The following is a 24,976-nucleotide window of genomic DNA, read 5'->3' as shown; positions in this document are numbered from 1 at the left end:
CGGGGAAACAACGGTCATCGGAAACCTCGTTAAGGATGGGGTGGTGCCCCCGATCGGGGCCACGGGAGGGGCAGGCGGTGCCCGTGACCGGCAAGGGACGGGCATCGCAAGAGGCTGAGGCGTGCGGCCTGGCAAGGGACGGGCATCGCAAGAGGCTGAGGCGTGCGGCCTGGCAGGGGACGGGCATCGCAAGAGGCTGAGGCGTGCGTGCCGACCGGATCAGCCGGCCCAGACGTCCTCGACGTAGTGGCCGGATTCGGTCAGGGCGTCCAGCCATGCGGTGGCCTCGTCCTCGCCCGCGCCGGTGCGCTCCCGGTAGACGGCCTTGAAGGCCTCGCGGACGGCAGGGGCCATGCGGCGGCCGTCGCCGCAGATGTAGACGCGGCCCCCTGCCTCCAGCGCCGCCCAGATCTCGGCGCTCTCCTTGGCGATCCGGTGCTGGACGAAGAGCGCACCGTCCTCGGGTGCCTGGCTGAAGGTGGGCCGCATGCTGACAGCCCCGGCCTTCTGCGCCGCTTCGAATTCGTCGCGGTGCAGGTAGTCGACGTCGGGGTGGTCGCAGCCGAAGTAGCACAGCACGGTACCGGTGGAGCCGGCGTGCAGGCGGTCGAGTACAGCGCCGCGGAACGGTGCCACTCCGGTGCCGGCGCTGACCAGGACGACCGGGGTGGAGGGGTCCTTCGGCAGGCGGAAGGCGTCGCCGCAGGGCAGCACCCGCGCCTGGACGATGTCCCCGGCCTCGATGGTCTGCAGGTGGTTCGACGCGATGCCGTAGAACGTGCCCTGGCCGCTGCGGTGCGGCGCGGCGAGCTGGGACACCATCAGGTCCACCTCGCCGGGCGAGGCCGAGGCCGACGAGGAGATGGAGTAGTGGCGCGGACGCTGGACCGGCAGCATCTCCAGGAACCGTTCGAAGGGCAGTTCGCAGGCGCGGTACTGCTCCAGCAGGCTCAGGACACTGCGTCCGCCATCGGTGACCTGCTCGCGGAAGGCGTCCGGCTGCGCGGCGGCGAGTTCCGCGAGGGGGCGCTGCTCAGGGGGGCAGGCGGTGTGCTCGGCCAGTACGGCGACCTGCTCCCGGGTGGCGGGATCCTGCAGCTCGACGAAGTCGGTCAGCAGGCGGCGCAGCGTCAGCGGACGGTCGACGGGCAGGGCGCCCCGGCTGCGGCGGCGCGTGCGCAGCCGGACGGTGCGGTCCAGGTCGAGGCCGAACCGGTCGGCCACCCGCCGCGCGAGGGCGTCAGGGTTGCGCGGGAGGACGGCGATGTGGTCGCCGGTGCGGTAGGTGACGCCTGCGGGCAGCCGCAGTTTGAGGAAACGCTTGGAGCGGCCGAGCGGGTGGTCCATGTCGACCAGTTCGTACGCGTCCAGCACCTCCATCGGCTGTACGCCGTGCCGGTCGGCGAGTGGGCCGGTGACCGACTCCGACGCGTCGTGGAGCTCGTACAGCCCCTGGTCGGTGTCCGGCTCGTCGGCCGTCTCGGAGCCGCCGGCCGCTTCGGTGCCGTACTTCTCGAGCAGGGCGCTCCACAGGTCGCCGGTCCATCGGTCGACGGCGCCGGCGAAGTCGCCGGCGGCGTCCGCCGCACCGCGCTCCAGCAGGGGGGTGGCACCCGCGGCGGTCAGCCGCTCGTCGATGAGGGTGGGTATGCGCTGATAGGTGGCGGCCCAGTTCCGGTCACCGACACCGAGCACGGCGTACCGGACACCATCGAGTGAACCGGGCTCCAACTCCTCGAGCCACGGCACGAAGTCCGCGGCGTCGTCGGTGGGCCTGCCGTTGTAGGAGGCGGCCACGATCACCACAGGGCCCCCGGCGGAGGACAGTTCGTCCACCGATTCGTCGAGAGAGGCGACGGCGGTGGTGAAGCCGTGTTCATCGCCGTCCGCCGCGAGATCGCGGGCGATGCCGGCGCAGGTTCCCAGGTTGGAGCCGTGCAGAACGGTCAGGGCTGTCCCGGTCCCGCGCCGGGCGGAAGGCCGAGCCTGATCGGCGGGCGAGCTGTCGACAGCGACGGTGGTCGGCAGGCGCCGCTCGTTGCCGCTGCGCCGGGCCAGGTTCAGGGTGAACTCGTCGGGCTTGATGGTAAGAGCCGACTTGATCTTCAGCTGGTAGTTCGTGTGGTCGAGCAGACGGTAACGGTGCACCACGATCGCCAGTACCAGCGTCGCCTCGTGCAACGCGAACTGACGGCCGATGCAGGCACGTTCACCGTTACCGAAAGGCTTGAAGAGGTGAACCGGACGGCTCTCCTCCTGTTCGGGTGAGAAGCGGTCCGGGTCGAACAGCTCGACGTTGTCGCCCCATGCGGGGTCACGGTGCAGGGCCGGGATCAGTACCTGGAGCGACTCTCCCTTGCGTACGGCGTACTTGCCGCTGATGACCGTGTCCTCTACGGGCTCGACGGCATACCCGGGCGCGGTCGGCCACAATCGCAGGCTTTCGTTGAGTACCTGGCGGATGTAGGCCAGCTTTCCGATGTCCCCGTACTGCGGTTCCGGTGACTCCGCGTCGCCCCACAGGGCGTCCACCTCCGCCTGTGCCCGGGCCAGCACCTCCGGATGCTTGGTCAGGTAGTACAGGGCGAACGACAGGGCGCCGCTGGTGGTCTCGTGTCCGGCGATGATGAAGGTAATCGCCTGGTAGGCGATGTGCTCGTCGTCCAGCAGCTCGCCCGTCACAGGGTCAGGTGTGTGCAGCATCCGCCCCAAGAGATCGTCGGTGCTCTCGTCCCCCGCCGCCCGGCGCCGCCGGATCAGCCCTGCGACCAGGTCCTTCATCACCTGGACGTCGTCGTGGAACCGCTCGGTCTTCTTCCGCTGGAACAGTTCTGTACCCGGAATGGACTCGCCCCGTTTCTGGGCGTAGTCCAGTGCCCTTGACAGGGCGGTGACGAAGGGGTGCGGATCTTCGCGGGCGAAGGACTCGAAGTCGTAGCCGAAGCCGCATAGTCCGATCGTGTCGAAGGTCAGCCGGGTCATGTCGGCGGCCACATCCACCGGTCGCTGTCCGGCCGCCCGGTCCCATGTGCCGATCAGGGTCCGGGCGACCTCGAGCATCGTCGCGTGGTAGCCGCGCATCGCGCCCAGGGAGAAGGCCGGCATCAGGATGTGGTGTGCCTTGTGCCAGTTCGGCTCGTCGTTGAAGGCGGTGAACAGCCCGTCCCCGCCGATGCCCCTCAGGAGGACGAGGTCGGCGTGAACGTTCTTGACGAACCGGGTCTCGTCAGACAGTTCGGTGACCAGATCGAGGCCGGAGACGAAGTTCATCTCGTTGCCGAAGACCCGAAGCTTGAACACCGGCCCCAACTCCTTGGCCTCCTTCATCACATGCATGAGGCCGTCGGCTCCGCTCGGAATGTCGAGGGCATGGCCGATCAGGGGCAGGGCAGGGCGCTCGGGGATGGGCTCGGTTCCGTACACCGGCGGGTTGCTCATGAGCATGCCTTTCAGTCATCGACCGTGCGGAGGTGGCTGCGGGACCAAACATACAGATGACATTGTCGAGTGACAAGATCGTACGACAGCGTTACTCGACAAGGTCATACGAACAAAGCTTTTGCCCGAGGAGCAGCCGTGGAAGGTTCGAGGTCACCCGTGGGGCGCCTCGCTGTTTCAGCTCGGTCGAAGAACTCGGTGCCAGGGGCCGGGGGGACGGAGCCTCGCCGTCTCTGCGCCCGCGCCCGCGCCCGCGGCGAGCGTGCGCTGGAACCAGTCGAACTGCGGGTCGATCACCCCGATGACCAGCGAGCAGGACTCGGCGCGGTCAGTGCCGAAGAGCGGGACCTGCTGCTCGGCGTACGACTGCGCCAGCACGTTGAGCGCGTACGCGAGGAAAGTCCACGAAAGGGAGGAACCCCAGCCGACGTACGGCTGGGGTTCCTCAAGGCGGTGAGTATCGGTCAGCAGGTGGAGTCGCCCACGCGGTGAACAGCTCGTCCACGCGTCGGCGGATCGCACCACATCGCGATCACGGTGCGTGGATCAGGGGGTCAGCGCTGCAGGGTGAGGAGGCCCGGCCGGTACGGCAGTTGCAGGTAGGGGGTGTTCGGCGGTGTGTTGGGGGAGTGGCCCTGGTAGAGGAACTGCAGGTTGCAGGGGTCGATGGTCATGGTCTGGTCGGCGTTGTTGCGGACCAGGTCACCGTGGCTGATGTCGTTGGTCCAGGTGGCACCGCTGTTGGCCTTGCCCGCGAAGGGGTTGCTTTCGGTGGCGGCCTGCGGGGTCCACGAGCCGTTCAGGCTGGAGGCCGTGAACGAGCGGAAGAAGCGCTGCTCAGTCGCACCCCGAGCCTCAACGATCATGAGGTACTGGTTCTGGCCCTGGACCTTGTAGACCTCCGGGGCCTCGAACAGGTTCTTCTCCGTGTCGCTCATGATCGTCGTGTACGACGAGCCGAAGCTGCTGGGGAAGTTCCCGATCGGCATGCTCGCCCGGTAGATCTTGCCGTTGTCACCGGCGAAGAACAGGTACATGTTCTGGTCGTCGGCGATCAGGGTCGGGTCGATCGGGACGCCACCCTCGCCGGAGGGGAAGCTGCCGGTGAACAGCGGCTGCGGCGCCGACCAGCCGTTGGGGTTGGTGGGGTCGGTGGACGTGCGGTAGGCGAACTGCCAGTTCGTACCCCACCCGTTCGAGGCCAGCACCCAGATGTTCTTGGGCGCGAAGTAGAACAGTTTGGGCGCCACCGCGAGCTGGCTCATCCTGGTCTGGGTGGCCGTCCCCATGTCCGACCAGTTCGTGAAGGGACTGAACGCCATCGTGCCCCACGACGATCCGTCAGAGGTGGTCGCGTAGACCAGGTGCCTGCCGTTGTGGGTCACGGTGGTGAAGTCCTTCACCGAGGCCCACCCGTTCGCCGGCTGCGCCAGCGCACCCGTCGACGTCCACCGGTAGGTCGACGGAAGAGCACACGTGCCGCCCGTCCCGGACAGGCCGGTCCACTTCTGGTTGTTGGCGCCGGTGCACGTCCAGAGCTGCACCGCCGTGCCGTTGGCCGTACCGCCGCCCGAGACGTCCAGGCACAGCCCGGACTGCACACCGACGATCGTGCCGTCGGAGTTCACCCGCCACTGCTGGTTCGCACCGCCGTTGCAGGCCCAGATCTGCACCCGGGTACCGGCCGTGGTGGCGTGGCCCGGAACATCCAGGCACTTGTTGCCGTACACGGTCAGCTGGTTGCTGTCCGTCCACGTCCACTGCTGGTTGGTTCCACCGTGGCAGTCCCAGATCTGCAGGAACGTACCGTCGGTCTGGCTGGCGCCCGGCACATCGAGACACCGGCCGGAACCAACGCCGCGCACGGCGCCGCTGGTGGCCGCCTGAGCCGGGCCGGCGACGAGCATCGCCGCCAACGACACCATGACCGCGACCGCCGCGGCGAGCACCACAGACAGATGCCTGCGGCGGGAACTACGTCTACGCATGGGGACCTCGTATTACTTGAGTGAGCGGATTTCCGGTTGGCCCCGTCGGGGGCTGTGCGGACCTCAATGGCATGCAACCCTGGGGATGTTCGCGATGTCGAACAAGGGTCGAAGTGTCGATCGACTGGATCATAGGGAACCGGTAAACGGCGTCAATACCTCTCGCTCAATTCACGAGCCGAAGCATTCACAGCTGAACCGAGGCGGCTTCAAGTCGCTTGCTGTCGCAGGTCTTTGGCGTGAGCGCAGGTAGCAGTGCGGCCACGGGCTTGGTGATCGTTGCGGGCGCCCTACGCCTGACGATCGCGAGGGTGTCCCGAGCCTGCTGGTGCGTCTTCCCCGGCCCCTGCCGTGCTTGTGAAGCTGCGTCCGCTTGACCCCGACCAGGTCGCTGACCTGCGCCCCTGCTTCGACTCGGTGCCCGACCCACGCTCGCGGCGGGGCCGGAAGCTCCGCCGCCCCTCGGGTCGGACTCGTAGTGGCCGTGGCCGCAGGTGGCCCTGCTGTGCGTCGAGGCCCACACCCTCGGTACGGGGAGCAGGGCCGAGGTGCCCCCACACTGCGTCCGCGTGGCTGTTGAGCAGTGTCACCAGGCTTGAGCCGCTGACGGTTTCGGCGGCGACAGCCGATCGGTGCGTCCGGTGCTCTGCCGATCGGTGCGTCCGGTGCTCTGCCGATCGGTGCATCCGGTGCCCTGCCGATCGGTGCATCCGGTGCCCTGCCGAGGAGTTGCGGCTCAGACGCGTGGTCCCGCGCCGTGCAGGAGTGTGTCGATGACGAGTGTGGCCTGTGCGTCCGGGTCCTGTGCGGCAGGGTCCTGATCCGCCCCGGGCCTGTCGAGGGCTTCGCTCAGGAGCGCGTAGTACACCTGCCGCGTCCAGTCCAGGTCCGCGTCCGGGGCGAGGATTCCCTCACTCTGCGCGCGGGTCAGGAGTTCGATGGTGTACCTGTCGATGTCGGCCCAGAGGGCGGCCGCGGTCTCGCTGTGGGGCGTGGTGTGGCTGAGGGTGAAGCGCCAGGTGTTCTTGACCCGCAGGACGTTCGCAGTCACCCGGTACAGGGCCACGAGCGCGGGAGCGGATTCGGGCCGGGCTTCCCCGATGGCGTCGAGGAGCTGCTGCTTCGCGGAGACGGCGAGCGCCTCCAGCAGCGCCTGCCGGTTTGCGAACCGCCGGTGCACCGTGATCCTGGTCAGCCCCGCCGCTTCGGCGATCTGCTCCATGGAGGCACCGGCGTCCTCAGCGAGGACCCGCTCGGCCGCCTCCAAAATCGCACGCACACTGCGCTCGGCATCTGCCCGCAGCGGTCGGCCCATGCCGGTCTCCCTGTCTGGTTCGCTTTTCGTCCCTTGTAGAGGATACGTGAACGCTACGGGTATCCCGATAACTGATGCTCCCCTGCCGCGAATGTGCCTCTATTTGATACGTCGGCGATACACATAAGAGGTCGCGCCACACCTCCCGACAGCTGACGACTCGACGAAGTCGCCGGTCAGGCCACGCTTACGCCATCCACCCTGACGCCATCCACGCTGACGCTGACACTGGTTCGTCCTGGCGGATGACACGGCCGGACGCCCGGGATGACTCCTGACGACATTCCTGATCCCTAGCTTCTGGGCATGTCGATCATGCGGGAGTTCCTTCGCCGCCCCGACTCACCGGCGTCGCCACTCCCAGCTCCCCCACCCTCGCGCAGTCCATGACCTCCGGCCCGCATCCGACCGGAAGGTCACCGGGCCCATCGGCGCCTACAGACGCGTACGGCGGCCGGCCCGGCTTGACGATGTCGCCGGGTCAGGCATAGCCCCACTCCCGCGCACCCCGCAGAACATCTGTACGCCGAGCGCACGGCAGGTTCAACGCGCCGGGGGAAACCTCCGGCCCGACCCAAGGAATTGGCATGTCCTCAACCAACCGACGAACCCGTATCTCCCGGCGGACCGCGATGGCCCTGGCCGGCATGTCGGTCGTCGTGGCTGTCGCCGCCACGGCACCGAGCATGGCCAATGCCGTGAGCGACAGTTCCACCGGCATGCGGCACTCGGCCACCCAGACGCAGAACACACAGACCGCCGGCACCGCCCCCAACCTGCGCGTCAAGGCCACCAACGGCGTCACCTACCAGTACCGCCGCTTCGGCCACCCCGGCGCCGGCAGCGTGCCCCTGGTCTTCTTCCAGCACTTCCGCGGCAACCTAGACGCCTGGGACCCCAAGCTCATCGACACCATCGCCGCCAAGCGCGAAGTCATCCTCGTGGACAACGTCGGCGTCGGCGGCTCCACCGGCACCACCGCCAGCACCGTCCAGCAGATGGCCCTGGACGCGATCGACTTCATCGACGCCCTCAAGCTGCCCCGCTACGACGTGTTCGGCTTCTCCCTCGGCGGCGAGGTCGCCCAGGAGGTCGCCCTGCGCCGCCCCTGGCAGGTCCGCCGCGTCGTCCTGGCCGGCACCGGTCCCCAGGGCGGAGTGGACCAGCGCGCCTCCGACCCCAACATCCTGCAGCGGACCCTGAAGGACAACCCCGGCCCCGAGGACTACCTCTTCCTGTTCTTCAAGAACACCGCCACCAGCCAGGCCGCGGGGAAGGAGTTCCTCCAGCGCCTCGGGCAGCGCACCACCGACCACGACGCCCCCACCAGCCTCGCCACCCGCGACCGCCAGCTCACCGCGTGGTCCGAGTGGGGCATCCCCGACAAGTCCAAGCTGGTCCGCCTGAAGGCCCTCTTCCAGCCGGTCCTGGTCGCCGACGGCGAGAGCGACATGCTGATGCCCGCCGAGAACTCCCGCCTGCTGGCCAAGCACCTCCCCAACGCCCAACTGCACATCTACCCGGACGCCGGCCACGGCTTCCTCTACCAGTACGCCATCAAGTTCGGCACCGAGGTGAACACCTTCCTCGACCGCTGACAACACCTCGCCGCGAGACGGTCGCCGGACCGGCAGGAACGGCGACCGCCGACCGCCGACCGCCGACCCGTCGACCGCAGACCGCAGACCGCAGACCGGCAGCTCACGCCCGATACCCCGCCGCAGCCGAACCCGGCGGGGTATCGCCGTGTAAGTGGGTGCCGGCCAGGTCGACACAAGGAGGCCTGTCCGCAGAAGGCGGCCCTCGCCTGCCTCACTCCGCATCGGTCGACGCCCTGACCCTCCGTAGCGGATACGAGAACGCTACGGATACCTCTTTAATTGATGCTCTGATGTTGCGCCTGACCTAGAAACTGATACATTGGTGAAACCGATTGAGGGTGCTGCGGCGACATCGACGGACCTCGGTACGACCGTCATCCGCGTCCGACACGGCGATCCCCGCACCCCGCACAAGACGAAGCAGTCCTTGAGTCAGGAGCCCACAATGGCGACAACACGTCCGGTAGCCCTCGTGACGGGTGCGTCCTCCGGCATCGGAAAGTCAGCCGCTCTCGCGCTGGCCGCAGCCGGTTACGAGGTGGTCGGCACGAGCCGCAACACCGCTCACGTCACCCCTGTGAAGGGCGTGACCCTCCTCGACCTCGACGTCACCAGCGACGCGTCGGTGACGACCGCGGTCGGCGAGGTGATCAACCGGTTCGGGCGGATCGACGTCCTGGTCAACAACGCCGGCATCGGCTCGGCGGGCGCAGCCGAGGAGTCCTCCGCCGCCCAGGCCCAGCACCTGTTCGACATCAACGTCTTCGGCGTCATCCGCATGACCAACGCCGTCCTGCCCCACATGCGCGCGGCGGGCAACGGACGGATCATCAACATCTCCTCCATCGTCGGGTTCATGCCGCAGCCCTACATGGCCGTCTACGCCGCCTCCAAGCACGCCGTCGAGGGCTACTCCGAGTCCGTCGACCACGAGCTCCGCGAATACGGCATACGGGTCCTGCTCGTCGAGCCCGCCTGGACCAACACCGCCTTCGACGCCGCCAGCGTCCGCCCCGACCAGCCCCTGGACATCTACGCCGGCCAGCGGCAGCTCTTCGAGGAGTACATGGCCGGCGCCGTCAAGGACGGCGACAACCCCGCCGTCGTCGCCAAGGAGATCGTCGCCGCCGCCACCGACGCCAAGCCCAAACTGCGCTACACCGCCGGCGCCATCACGGGACGCGTGCGCACCATGCGCCGCATCATCCCCACCCGCATGTTCGACCAACAGCTCCGCAAGATGAACCGGCTGCCCGCCTGACCACCCCTGAGCCCCCCACGAACACAGCGACAGGAAAGCGAGCCCAGCCATGAGCACCTACCTGGCAGACACGGCCGAGGACCTCACCGCGGATGGCGCCTCCGCCACCTTCACCTACCGGCGTATCGGCCCGCGGGGCGGCATCCCGCTGGTCCTGCTCAACCGGGTCCGGGGCACCCTCGACTGGTGGGACCCCGAGCTCCTGGACCACCTGGCCGCCGCCCACGACGTGATCGTGTTCGACAACGTCGGCACCGGCTACACCACCGGCACCGCGCGTGACTCCGTAGAGGGGCTCGCCGACGGCACCGTCGAGTTCATCGAGGCCCTCGACCTGCCGCAGGTCGACCTGCTCGGCTGGACGCTGGGCGGCACCGTCGCCCAGCACATCGCCCGCACCCGGCCCGACCTGGTCCGCAAGCTGGTCGTGGCGGCCGCCAACCCCGGCGGCACGGTGCCCGGCGCTCCCGACCCGGACCCCAAGGTGCGGGCCACCATGACCAAGCCCGAGGTCACCGGGGACGACCTGGTGTTCCTGTTCTTCCCCGAGACGGAGACCGGGCGTGCCGCCGGGTACGAGCACCTCGCCAGGGTGGCCACCCGGCTGGCCACCGGCATCCCCGGCGTGTCCGAGGCGGCGGCCATGGGTCAGATCGCCGCGATCGGCAAGGACGCGGCGATCCCCTTCGACCAGGTGCGGGCCGACCTGGAGTCCATCAAGCAGCCCGTCCTGTACGCGACCGGCATGAAGGACGCCATGATCCCCGCCCTGGCCGCCTACACCGCCGTCCAACACCTGACCGACGCCACCCTCGTGGTCTACGGCGACGCCGGCCACGCCTTCCTCTTCCAGCACGCCAAGGACTTCGCCGCCCAGGTGACGGCCTTCCTCGCCGACTGACCTCTCACCCGGACGCCGGAGCCACGGCAGTCCGAGCGCCTGCCCGACCTAGGGCCTGTCGTTTGGATCACGCCTGGGCCGCGGGGCGTGGTGCGTGCATCTGCGGCGTTGTCGTCGGTTGCCAACGCTCCGCGTTGTCGTCGGTTGCCAACGCTCCGCGTTGACGCCCTCCTCCGCCTTGCAGCTGCACGCGCCACGCCCCGCTCACCGGCAGCCACATGGCGCCGCAACCCGAAGCCGGCATGATCCAAACGACAGGCCCTAGGAGATACATCGTGCAGTCGACCAGCGCGCCGGCGCGCCGGGAGGTGACGCCGCTGGAGTTGTTCTTCGACCTGGTCTACGTCTTCGCCATCGGCCAGCTGTCGCATCAGCTGCTGGCACACCCGACCTGGACGGGCGCCGCCCAGACGCTCGTGCTCTACCTCGCGGTGTACGCGGCGTGGGCGTACACCACCTGGGCGGTCACCCTCGTCCCGGCCGAGGACCCGCGGACCCGGCGGATGCTGCTGACGGTCATGCTCCTGGGGCTGTTCATGAACGCCGCGATCCCGCGCGCCTTCGGCGACGCGGGGTGGGTCTTCGTCGCCACCTTCCTGCTGATTCACCTGGGCCGGACGGTATGGCTGCTCACGGTCGGCCTCGACCGGGTCAATCAGGAGCACTGGCGCCGTGTACTGGTCTGGTTCGCCGCGGCCGCACCCCTGTGGCTGACCGGCGCGGCGGCCGACGGAGGCGCGCGACTGACGTGGTGGGCCGCGGCGACCCTGGTCGAGCTGGCGGGCACCTGGACGGCGCATCCCATGCCCGGCCGCAGGCTGGACTCCCGGCAGGTCACCTTCGCGGGCGGCCACCTGCTGGAGCGCGGCCGACTGTTCATGATCATCGCGTTCGGTGAGACGATCCTGACCACGGGCACCGCCCTCACCACGGCGCCGTACGCGCCGATGACCCTGCTGACCGCCGGCGTGGCGCTCACCGGCACGGTCGCGTTGTTCTGGCTGTTCTTCAGCCGCTCCGAGCACATCGTGCGCCATTACGAGCGGACCGAGGACCCGATCCGGGCGGGACGCAGCGGCGTCTACAGCCTCATGGTCTCCGTCGCCGGGATGATCGCCGCCGCCGCGGGCGACGAACGCGTCATCGCGCACCCGACCCATCACGCCGGCATCACAACGAACCTGCTGCTGTTCGGCGGGCCCGCCCTCTTCATCGGGGCGCAGACGTGGCACGGCAGGACCCTGTTCGACGACCTGCCCAAGGCGCGGCTGCTCGCGCTGTCCGCTCTGATCCTCGGATGCGCCGTCACGCCGAAGGCCCCCGCCTACCTGGCGGCCGTCATCGCCGCCGCGATCGTCGTCACCCTGGCCGCGCTCGAAGACCGCCGCCCGCCCGGGGATGCCACTGCTGCCGCTGCGAAGCCGATCTCCTCGAGCCGCCCACGTCCCTGACCTACGGCACCATCGCGGTCGGCCCGCGATCCCGACCGGTCAGCGACAAGCCGTTCGGTTGAGACACGAGTACGCCTTTCCGCTCTGCCGCATGCGCCATATTCGTCAATCACCCAGGAGTTATCCATGGACTTCTTCACCAGCGACGTCCTCGCCACCGGTGCCGACCGACGTCCGGACCGGGACCTCACCGCCTCGTTCCTCAGCTGCGAGCACGGCGTCCAGGCGGGTGCCCGCACCGGCGACCGGCTCTGCGAAGGAGGGACGCCATGGCGGAGGCCGGTGTGTTGATCTGTGACGACCAGGAGCTGATGCGGGTCGGCCTGCGCATGGTGGTGGACAGCCAGTCGGACCTCACGGTCGTCGACGAAGCCGGGGACGGCGAAGCGGCCGTGGCGAAGGCACTCACACTGCGCCCGGACCTCGTCCTCATGGACGTGCGGCTGCCGCGCCTCGACGGCATCTCGGCCACCGCACAGATCCGTGCCGCACTGCCGCAGACACAGGTTCTGGTCATCACCGCCTGCGACCGCGACGAGTACGCCTACGCGGCGCTGCGTGCCGGAGCCGGCGGCTTCCTCGTCAAGGACACACCGGCCACCGAGATGCTCGTCGCCGTGCGCGGCGTGCTGCGCGGCGACACGATGATCGCCCCCTCGGTGACCCGGCGGCTGATCGACCGGTATGTCACGGGCGCCATCGCTCCCCTCACCGACAAGCGCCTCGACATACTGACCGACCGCGAGCGTGAGGTGCTGGCTCTGGTCGCCCGCGGCCTGAACAACACGGAGATCGCCGAGAAGCTGTTCCTCGGCGAGACCACGGTCAAGACCCACGTGGCCCGCATCCTCACCAAACTCCAGATCCGCGACCGGATAGAGGCCGTCGTCATGGCCTACGAGAGCGGATTGGTTCGCCCTGGCGGATGACACGGTCGGGCGCCCGGGATGACTCCCGACGACACCGTCGATTTCTAGCTTCTGGACATGTCGATCATGCGGGAGTCCCTCCGCAGCCCCCGGCTCACCGGCGCCATCGCGCCCAGCTCCCCCACACTCGCCCAGGCCATGACCGCCGGTCTGGACCTTCACCGCGCCGACGTCGTGGTGGAGCTCGGATCCGGCACCGGCGCGATCACGGGAACGATCCTGCGGCAACTGGCTCCGGCAGCGCGGCTGATCGCGGTCGAGCTCAACCCGGTCTTCGCCCGCCGGCTCACGGACCGGTACGCCGAGGACAGCCCCGTCGAGGTCGTCCAGGGCAGTGCCGAGGACCTGGCGACGCTCGTCCCGTACCCGGTCGACGTCATCGTGTCCGGTCTGCCGTGGACCGTCATGCCGCACGGGCGGCAGCGCCGGATCCTCGACGCCGTGGCCGGCGTACCGCGCACGGACGGCCGGTCCAGCACCTTCGCCTACATCCCCACCACTTCCCACCCCACTCGAACCCCTCAGCACCGGAGCACCGCATGACCCAGCACAGCATGACCCAGCACAGCATGTTCAAGATCGAGACCGTGGCGCCGAAAATCCGCAGGGTCACCTTCTCGAATCCGCCGGTGAACGTCGTCGGCGCGGACACGGTCGTCCAACTGCTCGACATCGTCGAGGAGTTGAGCCAGGACGAGCAGGTTCAGGTCGTCGTCTTCGACAGTGGCACGCCCGGATACTTCTACAACCACGCCGATCTCGCCCAGGTGCCCGAACTTCTGGCGCTGAACAACGCGGACGGGACTCCGACGTGGGTCGAGCTCGTCACCCGCCTGAGCAACGCCCCGTTCATCAGCATCGCCTCCATCCGCGGGCGCACGCGGGGCGGAGGGGACGAGATCACCCTGGCCTTCGACCTGCGGTACGCCAGCCGTGAGGAAGCGGTCTTCTGCCAGCCCGAGGTCGCGATCGGCATCGTCCCCGGCGGTGGCGGCAGCGACCGGCTGGCCCGGCTGCTGGGGCGGGACCGCGCGCTCGAAGCGGTCCTCACCGGCCACGACTACGACGCCGAGCGCGCCGAGCGGTACGGATGGGTGACCCGGTCCGTCCCCGACACCGAACTCGACGACTTCGTGGGCGGCGTGGCAGCGCGCATCGCGTCCTTCGACAAGGCATCCGTCCTGGGCGCCAAGGCGCAGATCAACCGGTCGACCCTGCCGCCGGTGGCCGACCTGCGCGCGTCCTGGGCGGACTTCGCGGAGTCGGTCACGTGGCCGGGATTCCAGGCCCGCGTCCCGCAACTCGGCAAGCTCATCGCCGAGATCGGCGTCGAGGAGATCGAGCGCAACCTGGGCGACTACCTCGGCATCGCGAACCAGCAGGCATAGCCACCGCCCGCTCACGAAGACGCCGCGCAGATCGCGCAGCGGCGGGCCGGTGCCACGCGGACGACAACCCGTCACCAGTGCTCGTCGCAGCGCACCTCCGACGAGTGCGTCCCGCATCTGATCCCCCGCATCCACGGAAACGCAGAAGGACCTCCATGACCAGGGACCATGTCCCCTCCTCCGGCACCTCTCCGTCGGCTGCGGACCGACTGCCGGGCGGCACGGGCAGCCACCGGGCGGGAACAGGCAGGGGAACTTCCTTACGGCGCGGGGACCTTCTGACGCTGGCGGCGATGTGCCTGGGCGTGATGATGACGTTCCTGCTCGTCACCGCCACGATCTCGGCGCTGTCGGCGATCCAGGCCGATCTGCACGTCGGCCCAGGCGCGCTGATCTGGATTCCCAGCGCGTACACGCTGGTCGTGGCCGCTCTGGTGCTGTCGGCCGGCACGCTGGGCAATCTCCTGGGCCGCAAGCGGATGTTCTGCGTCGGCGTGGTGATCATGATCGCGGGAGGCGTGCTGGCCGCGACCGCCGACACCACTGCCACGGTGATCGCCGCGCAGCTGGTCTCCGGTGTCGGCGGTGCGCTCGTCCTGCCCAACAGCCTGGCCGTGCTGGGCGCGGCCTTCGCCGATCCGCAGCGGCGGACCGAGGTGATCACCGTGTGGGCGGCGTCGTCGGGCATCGGCCTGGCCATCGGCCCGCTGCTCGCAGGTGTCCTGCTGGACCGTTTCAGCTGGCACGCGGTGTTCGTGTCGAACCCCGTCCTGGGTGTGATCACGCTCCTGGTCGCGGTCCCGTTCGCCGCGGAGTCCCTGGCGCCCGACGGCCGTCTGGACGTGGTCGGCGCACTGCTGGGCACCCTCACCATCGCGAGTCTGGTCTACGCCCTCATCCAGGGCGGCCAGGACGGATACACCGCCGGTCCCGTCATCGCCGCCTGGGTCGCGGCCGCGGTCGGCGCGGTGGTGTTCGTCGCCGTGGAGCTACGGGTGGCGGCGCCGATGCTCGATGTGCGGCTGTTCGCCTCACGCTCGTTCAGTGCCGTGATGCTCATCGCCGCGGTGTCGCTGTTCGGCTTCACCGGCGTGGCCGTCCTCGTGGTGATGTTCTACAACAACGTCCAGCACCTGAGCGCGCTGGACACCAGCTGGCGCATGCTGCCCCTGTTCGGCGTCTACGTCGTCTCGGCGTTCCTCACCGGCAGAGTCATCCGGCGTACCGGCTTCAAGGCGCCTCTGACAGTCGGTCTGCTGCTCGGCGCCCTCGCCGTTCTGGGCCTGACCACGGTCGGCGCGGACACCCCCTACAGCCGGGTCTGGCCGCTGTTCGCCCTGTTCGGCGCCGCATCCGGCCTGGTCATCGCACCCAGCACGGCCGCCGCGCTGGTCAGTGTCACCCCTGAACGCGCGGGCATGGCCTCCGGCGCCGTCAACACCGCCCGGCAGGTCGGCGCGGTCATGGGCACCGCGCTGCTCGGCTCGCTGCTCGCCGGCCGCGTCACCGCGGACCTGCCCCAGCAACTCGCCGAGCACGGCATCCCCGCCTCAGCCCGCGCACCCGTCGAGCAGGCCGTCGCCTCCGGGACGACCAGCACCACTGCGCCGCCCGGCGACGCCGTGCGCGCGGCGATCGCGGACGCCTTCACCTCAGGCGTGCACACAGGCCTGGCCGTCACCGCGGCCGTCTTCCTCGCCGCCGCCGTCGTGGCCCTGACCGCCGTACACAACCGCCCCCACCAGAACGGAACGCACATGCCCGCCCCCACGACCGCCCCCACCACCTCATGAGCACGCACGCCAACCCTCAGCACCGCGCCTACACCTGGCAGGACCCCCGCCCGACCGCCGAGGCCATCGGGCAGCTGAGCGGCCTGGAGGTACTCCAGGGAATCGGCAAGGGAACACTCCCGACCCCTCCGGCCATGGACACCCTCGCCATCGAGCCCCTCGAGATCGAACCGGGCCGCACCGTGTTCGAGCTGACCCCCGCGGGATGGCACTACAACGCGCTCGGCACCGTCCACGGCGGCGTCCTCGCGACACTCGCCGACAACGCCCTGGGCGCTGCCGTCTTCACCCGCCTCCCCGCCGGAACCGGCTACACCACGCAGGGCCTCACCATCACCTTCCTGCGCCCGGTCACCGTCGACACCGGCCGTATCCGCTGCGAGGGCACGGCTGTCCATGTCGGCCGCCGTAGCGCCTATGCCACCGCCACGGTCACCGACCTCACCGGTCGGCTGCTCGCCCACGCCACCACCACGTGCCTGATCTTCCCGGCCGACGGCCGACAGCCCGCTCGCACCAGTCACCACGCTGCCCACGGCACCGGCCCGACCGCCTGACCCACCCGGACCGGCAGCCAGACACAGCCTGCCGCCCCCATCCGACCAGTACTCCATCCCCTCATTCAGCACCTGCACCAAAGCACCAGGAGCTTGCTCATGGACCTCTCCGCCAGCACCGTCCTCGTCACCGGAGCCAACCGGGGCCTCGGCCGCGCACTCACCGCCGAACTGCTCAGCCGCGGCGCGACCGTCTACGCCGGTGCCCGTAACCCCGACCAGGTCGACCTGCCCGGCGCCACGCCGATCGCGCTCGACATCACCGACCCCGCCTCCATCGCGGCCGCAGCCAAGGCCACGGGGGACGTCACCGTTCTGATCAACAACGCCGGCATATCCGTCGGCGGCAACCTGCTCACCGGCGACCCGGACGGCATCCGCCGGGACATGGACACCAACTTCTACGGCACCCTCTCGGTGGTCCGGGCCTTCGCACCGCAGATCACCGCCAACGGCGGCGGCGCGATCCTGAACGTCCTGTCCGTCCTGTCCTGGTTCACCTTCCCGGATCTCGGTGCCTACTGCGCCGCCAAGTCCGCCCAGTGGTCGCTCACCAACGCCCTGCGCGTGCAGCTCGCCGACCAGGGCATCCGGGTGGCCGGCCTGCACGTCGGCGGCATGGACACCGACATGTCCCGGGACCTGGACGGGCCCAAGACCGCCCCCGCCGACGTCGCCCGCCTCGCCGCCGACGGCCTCGCCGAGGGCGCCTACGAGATCGTCGTGGACGACGTCAGCCGCCAGGTGCTGTCCGGTCTGTCCGGAGGCGTCGCCGCGCTGTACCCGCAGCTGCCCTGACCGACAGCCGGCCCGCACGCCGATGAGTGAGACCACCGATCCCTCCGCCCAAACCGTCGCCGAACGAAGAGAGTGGCCATGTCCACCGAACTTCCCGAGTCATACGGCCCTCCCCCCGAAGGGCAGCCGTCGCCCCCGTCCCGACGAACGTTCATCGCCACGACGACCGCCGTCGGTGGCGCCGTGATGGCGGGCGGCCTGGTCGCGGGAGCCTCTCCGACCGGCGCCGCCGAGACGTCCGCGGCCGAAGTTCCACCCAGCGGCCGTGTCTCGCTGACCGTCAACGGCAAGCGGCACACCGCCGTGATCGACAACCGAACCTCACTGCTGGACCTGCTGCGCGAACAGCTCGGCCTGCCCGGCACGAAGAAGGGCTGCAACGCCGGTGCCTGCGGGGCCTGCACGGTCCTGGTCGACGGCGAGCGCAGCGAGATGGGGGTCCCCCCGGCCGGAGGCTGGGGGAGGGTCAACTCCTGCCTGACGCTGGCCGTGCGCCTGGACGGCGCCGAGGTCACCACCATCGAGGGCCTGGCCGACGGCGACGAACTGCACCCACTACAACAGGCGTTCGTCGACCAGGACGCCTTCCAGTGCGGGTTCTGCACCCCGGGTCAGATCATGTCCGGCGTCGGCTGCATCGAGGAAGGCCACACGGACTCCGCCGAGGAGATCCGGGAGTGGATGAGCGGCAACATCTGCCGCTGCGGCTGCTACGTCAAGATCGTGCGGGCGGTCGAGCAGACCGCCCGCCGGAAATGAGGCCCGGCCCCCATGTACCCCTTCTCCTTCACGAAGGCCGCGGACACCCGGAGCGCACTCGCGGCCGGGCAACGCGGCGGGCGCTACATAGCCGGCGGCACCACCCTGGTCGACCTGATGCGCGAGACCGTCGAACGCCCCGAGACGCTGGTCGACATCAGCGCGCTGCCCCTGCGCAAGATCACGGTCACCGAGCGCGGAGGCCTGCGCATCGGCGCTCTCGTGCGGATGGCGGAGGCCGCCGCCCACCCCAAGGTGCGCACCCTCCACCCGGTCATCTCCCAGGCACTGGAACTGAGCGCCTCCGCCCAACTGCGCAACATGGCCACCATCGGCGGCAACATCATGCAGCGCACCCGGTGCACGTACTTCCGGGACGTGACGGCCGCCTGCAACAAGCGCGAGCCGGGCTCGGGTTGCGCGGCACTCGAAGGCTTCAACCGCACCCACGCGATCCTCGGCACCTCCGACGACTGTGTGGCCACGCACCCCTCCGACGTCGCCGTCGCCTTCGCCGCGCTGGAGGCGAAAGTGCACCTGCTCGGCCCGGACGGGGAGCGCAGCGTCGCCTTCGCGGACTTTCTGCTGCGGCCCGGCAGCACCCCGAACCGTGAACAGGCGCTGCGCAAGGGCGAGTTGATCACCGCAGTGGAGATCCCGGCCCATCCGCGCCCGCTGAAGTCGGGTTACCTGAAGGTCCGCGACCGGCAGTCCTACGAGTTCGCCCTCACCTCCGCGGCCGTCGCCCTGCACATCCGCGGCGGGGTGATCCGGGAAGCGAAGGTCGCCGCCGGGGGCGTGGGCACCGTGCCGTGGAAGCTGCCCGCCGTCGAGCGGCACCTGATCGGCGAACGCCCCTCGAAAGCCCTGTGGACGGCCGCTGCGGAGCGAGCGGCGGAGGGAGCCCGCCCCCTGGAGCACAACCGCTTCAAGCCCGAGCTCCTGAAACGCACCGTCGAGCGTCAGCTGCGCATCGTAGGAGGCACCGCATGAGTCCGCAGCCGCAGGCAGCCGTCGGCGCCCCGCTCTCCCGGGTGGACGGCCGGCTCAAGGTCACCGGGAAGGCGCTGTACGCCGTCGATCACGACATCGACGGAGCCGTGCACGCGGTCGTCGTCGACAGCAGCGTCGGTCGGGGCCGCATCACCGGCATCGACACCCGCGCCGCCCTCGCCCACTCCGGCGTCCTGAAGGTGATCAGCCACCTCAACGCGCCCACACTGCCCTACCAGCGCAACCCGCTCCCGGTCGCTCCGCCCGGCGAGCGGCTGCACGTCTTCCAGGACGACCAGGTCCTCTTCCACGGTCAGCCGGTCGCCGTCGTGGTGGCCACCACGCTGGAGGCAGCCCAGCACGGCGCCAGTCTGGTGAAGGTGACCTACGACGCCGAGCAGCCGTCGACCGACATGGCCGACGCACCGGCAGGCGAGCCCCAGAAGTACGCGCGGGGCGACACGGCAAAGGCGCTGGCTTCGGCCGCCGTACGCATGGAGATGACCTACCACCTCGCCCGCAACAACCACAACGCGATGGAGCCGCACGCCACCACCGCCCGCTGGGACGGCGACAAGCTCACCGTGTGGGACAAGACCCAGTGGGTGTTCGGCACACAGATAGAACTCGCCGTGGTGTTCGGTGTCGCGCCGGAGTCCGTCCGCGTCATCTCGCCGTTCGTCGGCGGCGGCTTCGGCAGCGGGCTGCGGGCCTGGCCTCACGTCACCATCGCGGCGCTCGCCGCCCGCGAGACGAACCGCCCCGTCAAACTCGCCCTGACCCGCAAACAGCTGTACTTCGGAACGGGCTTCCGGCCCACGTACGAGTACGCGGTCCGCCTGGGCAGCGACCGGCGCGGCCGCCTGACCGCCATGGCTCACGACGTGCGCGCGGAGACGTCGTCGTACGAGACGTTCATGGAGTCCGTCCTGACCCCGGGCCAGATGCTGTACAGCATGCCCCACGTGAGCCAGGAGTACCGGACGGTACCCCTGGACGTGCACACCCCGCTGTTCATGCGCGGCCCCGGATACACCACCGCCTCGTACGCCATCGAGTCGGCGATGGACGAACTCGCCCACAAACTGGGCATCGACCCGATCGAACTGCGACTGCGCAACGAACCCGACGAGGACGAGTCCAGCGGGCTGCCGTTCTCCACCCGCAAGCTGCGCGAGTGCTACACCGTCGGCGCCCGCGAGTTCGGCTGGCACCGGCGCGACCCGAAACCACGCTCCACCCGGGACGGCGACTGGCTGATCGGCACCGGCATGGCCACCGGCGTCTACGACACGGCCCGCAACGACGCCCAGGCGTCGGTCAGGCTGGACGCCGACGGCACCGCGCTGGTCCAGTCCGCGGCCAGCGACATGGGCCCGGGCACCTACACCTCCAACACACAACTCGCCGCGGACGCACTCGGCCTGACGATGGGCAAGGTGACCTTCCGCCTCGGCGACTCCCTCATGCCGCCCGCACCGCCGCACGGCGGCTCCTGGACCATGGCCAGCGTCGGATCGGCCGTCCAGGACGGCTGCGACACACTGCGGAAGCAAGCCATCAAGCTCGCCGTCGAGGACGAAGAGTCGCCGCTGCACGGCGTCGACCCCGAGACCGTCGTCGTCCGCGCCGGCCGACTGCACGTGAAGCACAACCCCACACGCGGCGAGACCTACCGGCAACTCCTGACCCGCAACAAACGCACCCACCTCGAAGCGATGGGATCCTTCACCCGGCCCACAGGACCGGAACGGCACTCCCTGTTCGCCTACGGCGCGGTCTTCGCCGAGGTGGCCGTCGACGCCCGCCTGGGTCTGGTGCGGGTCCGACGGATGCTCGGCGTCTACGACGCGGGCCGCATCATCAGCCCCAAACTCGCCGACAGCCAGGCCCTCGGCGGCATGGTCGGCGGCATCGGCCAGGCCCTCCTGGAACACACGGTCACCGACCACCGCGACGGCCGCATCGTCAACGCCGACCTCGCCAACTACCTCGTCCCCGTCAACGCCGATGTCCCCGCCCTCAAGGCCATCTACCTCGACGGAGACGACCGCGAGGCCGACCCCATCGGCGTCAAGGGCCTGGGCGAGATCGTCCAGGTCGGGGTGGCGCCCGCCATCGCCAACGCCGTCTTCCACGCCACCGGCCGCCGTATCCGCGAGCTGCCCATCACCGCGGAAGCCCTGCTCTGAGCACCAGGGCGCCCCCGGGCGCCCCTCCGACCGTCCGGCGGCAGGTGAGCGGCCCACCGCCGGACACCAGGGCCGCCGCGGTGTCGCCTCTCCCGCGCCGACACCGCGGCGGCCCGCCCACCACCACGTCCCTCACGGAGACCCGTCCATGCTGAACATCGCCGACACGCTGCACGCCTGGTGCCACGAGGCCCGCCCCTTCGCCCTCGCCACCGTCGTCCAGGTCAGCGGCAGCGCACCCTTGCCGCCAGGCACCTCACTCGCCGTGGACATCGCCGGCGAGGTGGTCGGCAGCATCTCCGGCGGCTGCGTGGAAGGAGCCGTCTACGACCTGTGCCGACAGGTGCTCCAGGACCACGGCCTCCCCGCCCGCGCCCGCTTCGGCTACTCCGACGACGACGCCTTCGCCATCGGCCTGACCTGCGGAGGCGAGATCGACGTCCTGGTCCAACGCATCGAGCCGACAGACCTGCCCCACCTGACCGCCGCCCTGAACGAAGCAGTACGGGACAGACCCGCCGCCGTGGCCCAGATCGTCGACGGCCCCGCCGAACACCTCGGCCGCACCCTCACCCTCCTCGGCGACGGCAGCGCGTACGACGGCACCCTGGGCGGCGAGAACGAGGACAGGGCGGTCGCGGCACAGGCCCGCGCCCTGCTCAGAGCAGGACGCACCGCCCGGATCGACATCGGCGGCCACCCCGACACCTGCCCCACCAAGCTCTCGGTCCTCGTCCACACCCACGCCACTCCACCCCGCATGCTGATCTTCGGCGCCATCGACTTCGCCGCCGCCCTCTGCCAGGCCGGCCGCTTCCTCGGCTACCGCGTCACCGTCTGCGACGCCCGCCCCGTCTTCGCCACGCGTGCCCGCTTCCCGCACGCCGACGAAGTCATCGTCGACTGGCCCCACCGCTACCTCGCAGCCACCGAGACGGACGCCCGCACCGCCATCTGCGTCCTCACCCACGACGCCAAATTCGACATCCCCCTCCTGAGCCTGGCGCTGAGCCTCCCCGTCGGATACATCGGCGCGATGGGCTCCCGCCGCACCCACGCGGACCGCAACCAGCGGCTGCGCGAGGCCGGCGTCACGACAGCACAACTCGCCCGCCTCAACTCCCCGATCGGCCTCGACCTCGGCGCCCACACCCCCGAGGAGACAGCCATATCCATCACCGCGGAGATCATCACCCACAGCCACCGGGCCACCGGCCTGCCCCTGTCCCACGGCACCGGACCCATCCACCGCTCCGGCCCTGCGGCCCCGATGCCCGCACAAGCAACTTCAACCGCAGCGTGACCCGCTGTCCGGGCCTGGCGACCACACCGCGCCCGAGGACGGCCCGGACGTCCACACCCAGCTGATCGAGTGTCGCGGCGACGCCCACCGACAGGTAGAGCCGCCTACTCGAAGGTCCCCGGACAGCACTTCTGACGTCCTTGCGTCCTACCGGCGTCCCGCGTATGGGGCGAGTGGGACTCGAACCCACGGCCGACGGATCATGAGTCCTTTGAGGATCTTGGCGGTCCTTGCCGATCAGTGCCTATTCACGCCGTTCTCGCAGATCAGGCAAGTGCACCTGCGTCGGCCTCGCGCAGTCCTTGGCGGTTGGTTCCTGTCCTTGCGGTCCCTTCGTGGTCCCTGCCGCTCCCTGAGAGACTGCCCATGGGGAATCCCGGACGTCGCTCCTGCTCAGCGGACACGGTCGAAACATGGCACAACGGATTCTCCTTCCACCGCGCAGAGACTCCGCCCGCGCAGGCTCTGCGGCGGGTGCCGCTGTCCGCCGAGGGAGCTACGCGCAGGTGTCCACCATGAGGTGACGATTCCGGGCCGTTTCCGGCGAACTCGATGTCGCCGAGTTCGGCGACAGCGGCCCACAGTGGCCCGGCTCAACACCGGATGCCCACCGGTCTGCGGAATCGAAGACCAGGTGCTACCACACCCGCGTCCCGAGCCACGCGACGACCATCCCGACCGCGGCCCGACTGGAGTACTGGTCCGCCCCCGCGGGACATACCGGCCCGGCATGACGGGTGCGGCCGTGAAGCCGGTGACGCGGCGGGAGGGCCGCGTCACCGGCGGGTCGGGACGGCCGTACAACGGGCCCTGGCTGCTACGAAGAGATGACCTTGCCCTGCCGGGCGTTGCGTGCCAGCCGCTCGCGGACCAGCGCGAAGGCCACCACGGCCCCGGCCACCAGGGTGGACAGGACGACCTGGTCGCGGCCGCCGCCGTCGGCGGTGTCGGTCAGCATGTAGACCAGAACGAACGTGATCATCGCGATGGTGGCCCAGGTCAGGTACGGGTAGAGCCACATCCTGACGACCAGCTTGTCCGGCGACTCCCGCTGGATGATCTTGCGCATCCGCAGTTGGGAGAAGCAGATCACCAGCCAGACGAAGAGAGCGATCGCGCCGGAGGCGTTCAGCAGGAACTGGAAGACCGTGTCCGGCCAGAGGTAGTTGAAGGCGACGGCGACAAAGCCGAAGACCACCGAGGCCAGGATGGCCGCCTGCGGGACTCCGCGTCCGGTGGTGCGGGCAAAGGCGGCCGGGGCGTCGCTGCGACGGCCGAGCGAGAACGCCATCCGGGACGCGGTGTAGAGGCCGGAGTTGAGACAGGACAGCACGGAGGTGAGCACGATGGCGTTCATGATCTCGCCGGCGTGCGGGATGCCGACGGAGTTCAGCGCGGCGACGTACGAGCCGTCCTTGAGGATCGCCGGGTCGTCCCAGCGCAGCAGCGACACCACGACCAGGATCGAGCCCAGGTAGAACACCGCGATCCGCCAGATGACGCTGTTGGTGGCCTTGGTGACCGCGGCCTGCGGGTCGGCGGTCTCGCCGGCGGCCAGGGTGACGATCTCGCTGCCCATGAAGGAGAAGACCACCATCAGGATGCCGGTGAGGATCGCCCCCGGCCCGTTGGGCAGGAACCCGCCGTGCTCGGTGAGGTTGGTGAAGCCGGATGCCGGGTGGTCCGAGCCGGGCAGCAGGCCGAAGATCGCGAGTCCTCCGATCACGATGAACGCGGCGATGGCGACGACCTTGATACCGGCGAACCAGAACTCGAACTCGCCGTAGGAGCCGACGGAGACGAGGTTGGTGGCGGTGAGGACGACCATGACGAGCAGGGCCCAGCCCCACTGCGGGACCGCAGGGATCCACCCGGCCAGGATCTTGGCGCCGGCGGTCGCCTCGACGGCGAGCACCACGACCCAGAAGAACCAGTACAGCCAGCCGATGGTGAAGCCGGCCCAGCGACCCAGCGCACGGTCCGCGTAGGCGGAGAACGAGCCGGAGGTGGGGTTGGCCGCGGCCATCTCGCCGAGCATCCGCATGACGAGGACGACGAGAGTGCCGACGAGCAGGTAGGAGATCAGGATGCCGGGACCGGCGGCGGCGATGCCCGATCCGGAGCCGACGAACAGGCCGGCACCGATGACACCACCGATCGCGATCATCGACAGGTGACGGTTCTTCAGTCCGGCTTGCAGGCCGGATCCTTCTGAGGCGCTCTCGGTGGTGGTCACCGGATCGGGGGCGGGACGCGGGGCTTGTGTTGTCATCTCGACATCCAGGAGGCAGGTGGGGACGAGGGAAGGT

Annotated in this window: 20 protein-coding genes; 15 read left to right on the top strand and 5 right to left on the bottom strand. The window is 69.6% G+C overall.

Features of this window, described 5'->3' with window-relative positions; all coding sequences use genetic code 11:
• Positions 1-219: 219 nt before the first annotated feature.
• The 4 genes from JIX56_RS32220 to JIX56_RS32205 form a co-directional block, all read right to left on the bottom strand.
• Positions 220-3,438 (bottom strand): bifunctional cytochrome P450/NADPH--P450 reductase, encoded by a 3,219-nt coding sequence (locus tag JIX56_RS32220; RefSeq protein ID WP_257545742.1) that lies wholly within the window; start codon positions 3,436-3,438, stop codon positions 220-222.
• 177 nt (positions 3,439-3,615) lie between these two features.
• The gene (locus tag JIX56_RS32215; protein WP_257545740.1) at positions 3,616-3,960 is read right to left on the bottom strand and encodes a hypothetical protein; all 345 of its coding nucleotides are present in this window, start codon (positions 3,958-3,960) and stop codon (positions 3,616-3,618) included.
• 32 nt (positions 3,961-3,992) lie between these two features.
• On the bottom strand, positions 3,993-5,426 hold the full coding sequence (locus JIX56_RS32210; protein WP_257545738.1) for a non-reducing end alpha-L-arabinofuranosidase family hydrolase: 1,434 nt from the start codon (positions 5,424-5,426) through the stop codon (positions 3,993-3,995).
• 736 nt (positions 5,427-6,162) lie between these two features.
• Entirely contained in the window at positions 6,163-6,741 is a 579-nt protein-coding gene (locus JIX56_RS32205; RefSeq protein WP_257545736.1) for a TetR/AcrR family transcriptional regulator, read from the bottom strand.
• Positions 6,742-7,328: 587 nt separating this feature from the next.
• Between JIX56_RS32205 and JIX56_RS32200 the strand changes: the two genes are divergently transcribed.
• The 15 genes from JIX56_RS32200 to JIX56_RS32130 all read left to right on the top strand — a co-directional run bounded on the left by JIX56_RS32200 (position 7,329) and on the right by JIX56_RS32130 (position 22,667).
• Positions 7,329-8,339: an alpha/beta fold hydrolase gene (locus tag JIX56_RS32200; protein WP_257545735.1), complete on the top strand. Its 1,011-nt coding sequence runs from the start codon at positions 7,329-7,331 to the stop codon at positions 8,337-8,339.
• A gap of 448 nt (positions 8,340-8,787) precedes the next feature.
• A complete protein-coding gene (locus JIX56_RS32195; protein ID WP_257545733.1) occupies positions 8,788-9,603 on the top strand; it encodes an oxidoreductase in 816 nt (271 codons plus the stop codon).
• Between the two features lie 49 nt (positions 9,604-9,652).
• Positions 9,653-10,504 carry an alpha/beta fold hydrolase gene (locus tag JIX56_RS32190; RefSeq protein WP_257545731.1) on the top strand — a complete coding sequence of 284 codons (852 nt, stop codon included), beginning with the start codon at positions 9,653-9,655 and terminating at the stop codon, positions 10,502-10,504.
• A 275-nt stretch (positions 10,505-10,779) separates the two neighbouring features.
• Positions 10,780-11,955, top strand: coding sequence for a low temperature requirement protein A (locus tag JIX56_RS32185; RefSeq protein ID WP_257545729.1), 1,176 nt, complete (start codon positions 10,780-10,782; stop codon positions 11,953-11,955).
• A gap of 126 nt (positions 11,956-12,081) precedes the next feature.
• Positions 12,082-12,246, top strand: a complete 165-nt coding sequence (locus JIX56_RS32180; protein ID WP_257545727.1) for a hypothetical protein — start codon at positions 12,082-12,084, stop codon at positions 12,244-12,246.
• A complete protein-coding gene (locus JIX56_RS32175; protein ID WP_257545725.1) occupies positions 12,225-12,884 on the top strand; it encodes a response regulator in 660 nt (219 codons plus the stop codon). Before JIX56_RS32180 ends, JIX56_RS32175 begins: the two co-directional genes overlap by 22 nt.
• A 57-nt stretch (positions 12,885-12,941) precedes the next feature.
• Positions 12,942-13,427 carry a class I SAM-dependent methyltransferase gene (locus tag JIX56_RS32170; protein ID WP_257545723.1) on the top strand — a complete coding sequence of 162 codons (486 nt, stop codon included), beginning with the start codon at positions 12,942-12,944 and terminating at the stop codon, positions 13,425-13,427.
• Positions 13,424-14,272 carry an enoyl-CoA hydratase/isomerase family protein gene (locus tag JIX56_RS32165; RefSeq protein ID WP_257545722.1) on the top strand — a complete coding sequence of 283 codons (849 nt, stop codon included), beginning with the start codon at positions 13,424-13,426 and terminating at the stop codon, positions 14,270-14,272. The genes JIX56_RS32170 and JIX56_RS32165 overlap by 4 nt, the downstream gene beginning before the upstream one ends.
• A 155-nt stretch (positions 14,273-14,427) precedes the next feature.
• Positions 14,428-16,065, top strand: coding sequence for an MFS transporter (locus JIX56_RS32160; RefSeq protein WP_257545720.1), 1,638 nt, complete (start codon positions 14,428-14,430; stop codon positions 16,063-16,065).
• Positions 16,062-16,622: a PaaI family thioesterase gene (locus tag JIX56_RS32155; protein WP_257545718.1), complete on the top strand. Its 561-nt coding sequence runs from the start codon at positions 16,062-16,064 to the stop codon at positions 16,620-16,622. Before JIX56_RS32160 ends, JIX56_RS32155 begins: the two co-directional genes overlap by 4 nt.
• Before the next feature lie 99 nt (positions 16,623-16,721).
• Entirely contained in the window at positions 16,722-17,420 is a 699-nt protein-coding gene (locus JIX56_RS32150) for an SDR family oxidoreductase (protein WP_257545717.1), read from the top strand.
• Positions 17,421-17,498: 78 nt separating this feature from the next.
• Positions 17,499-18,179, top strand: coding sequence for a (2Fe-2S)-binding protein (locus JIX56_RS32145; protein ID WP_257545715.1), 681 nt, complete (start codon positions 17,499-17,501; stop codon positions 18,177-18,179).
• Between the two features lie 12 nt (positions 18,180-18,191).
• Entirely contained in the window at positions 18,192-19,172 is a 981-nt protein-coding gene (locus JIX56_RS32140) for an FAD binding domain-containing protein (protein ID WP_257545713.1), read from the top strand.
• Positions 19,169-21,364: a xanthine dehydrogenase family protein molybdopterin-binding subunit gene (locus tag JIX56_RS32135; RefSeq protein WP_257545711.1), complete on the top strand. Its 2,196-nt coding sequence runs from the start codon at positions 19,169-19,171 to the stop codon at positions 21,362-21,364. Before JIX56_RS32140 ends, JIX56_RS32135 begins: the two co-directional genes overlap by 4 nt.
• 148 nt (positions 21,365-21,512) lie before the next feature.
• Positions 21,513-22,667 carry an XdhC family protein gene (locus tag JIX56_RS32130; RefSeq protein WP_257545709.1) on the top strand — a complete coding sequence of 385 codons (1,155 nt, stop codon included), beginning with the start codon at positions 21,513-21,515 and terminating at the stop codon, positions 22,665-22,667.
• A gap of 817 nt (positions 22,668-23,484) precedes the next feature.
• Here the strand turns inward: JIX56_RS32130 and JIX56_RS32125 are convergent.
• Positions 23,485-24,939, bottom strand: coding sequence for an amino acid permease (locus tag JIX56_RS32125; RefSeq protein ID WP_257545707.1), 1,455 nt, complete (start codon positions 24,937-24,939; stop codon positions 23,485-23,487).
• Positions 24,940-24,976: the final 37 nt, after the last annotated feature.

The organism is Streptomyces sp. CA-210063 (assembly GCF_024612015.1).
Classification (GTDB): Bacteria; Actinomycetota; Actinomycetes; order Streptomycetales; family Streptomycetaceae; genus Streptomyces.
Note: the sequence above shows the minus strand (reverse complement) of the source record. Positions and strands in the feature narration are given on the sequence as shown.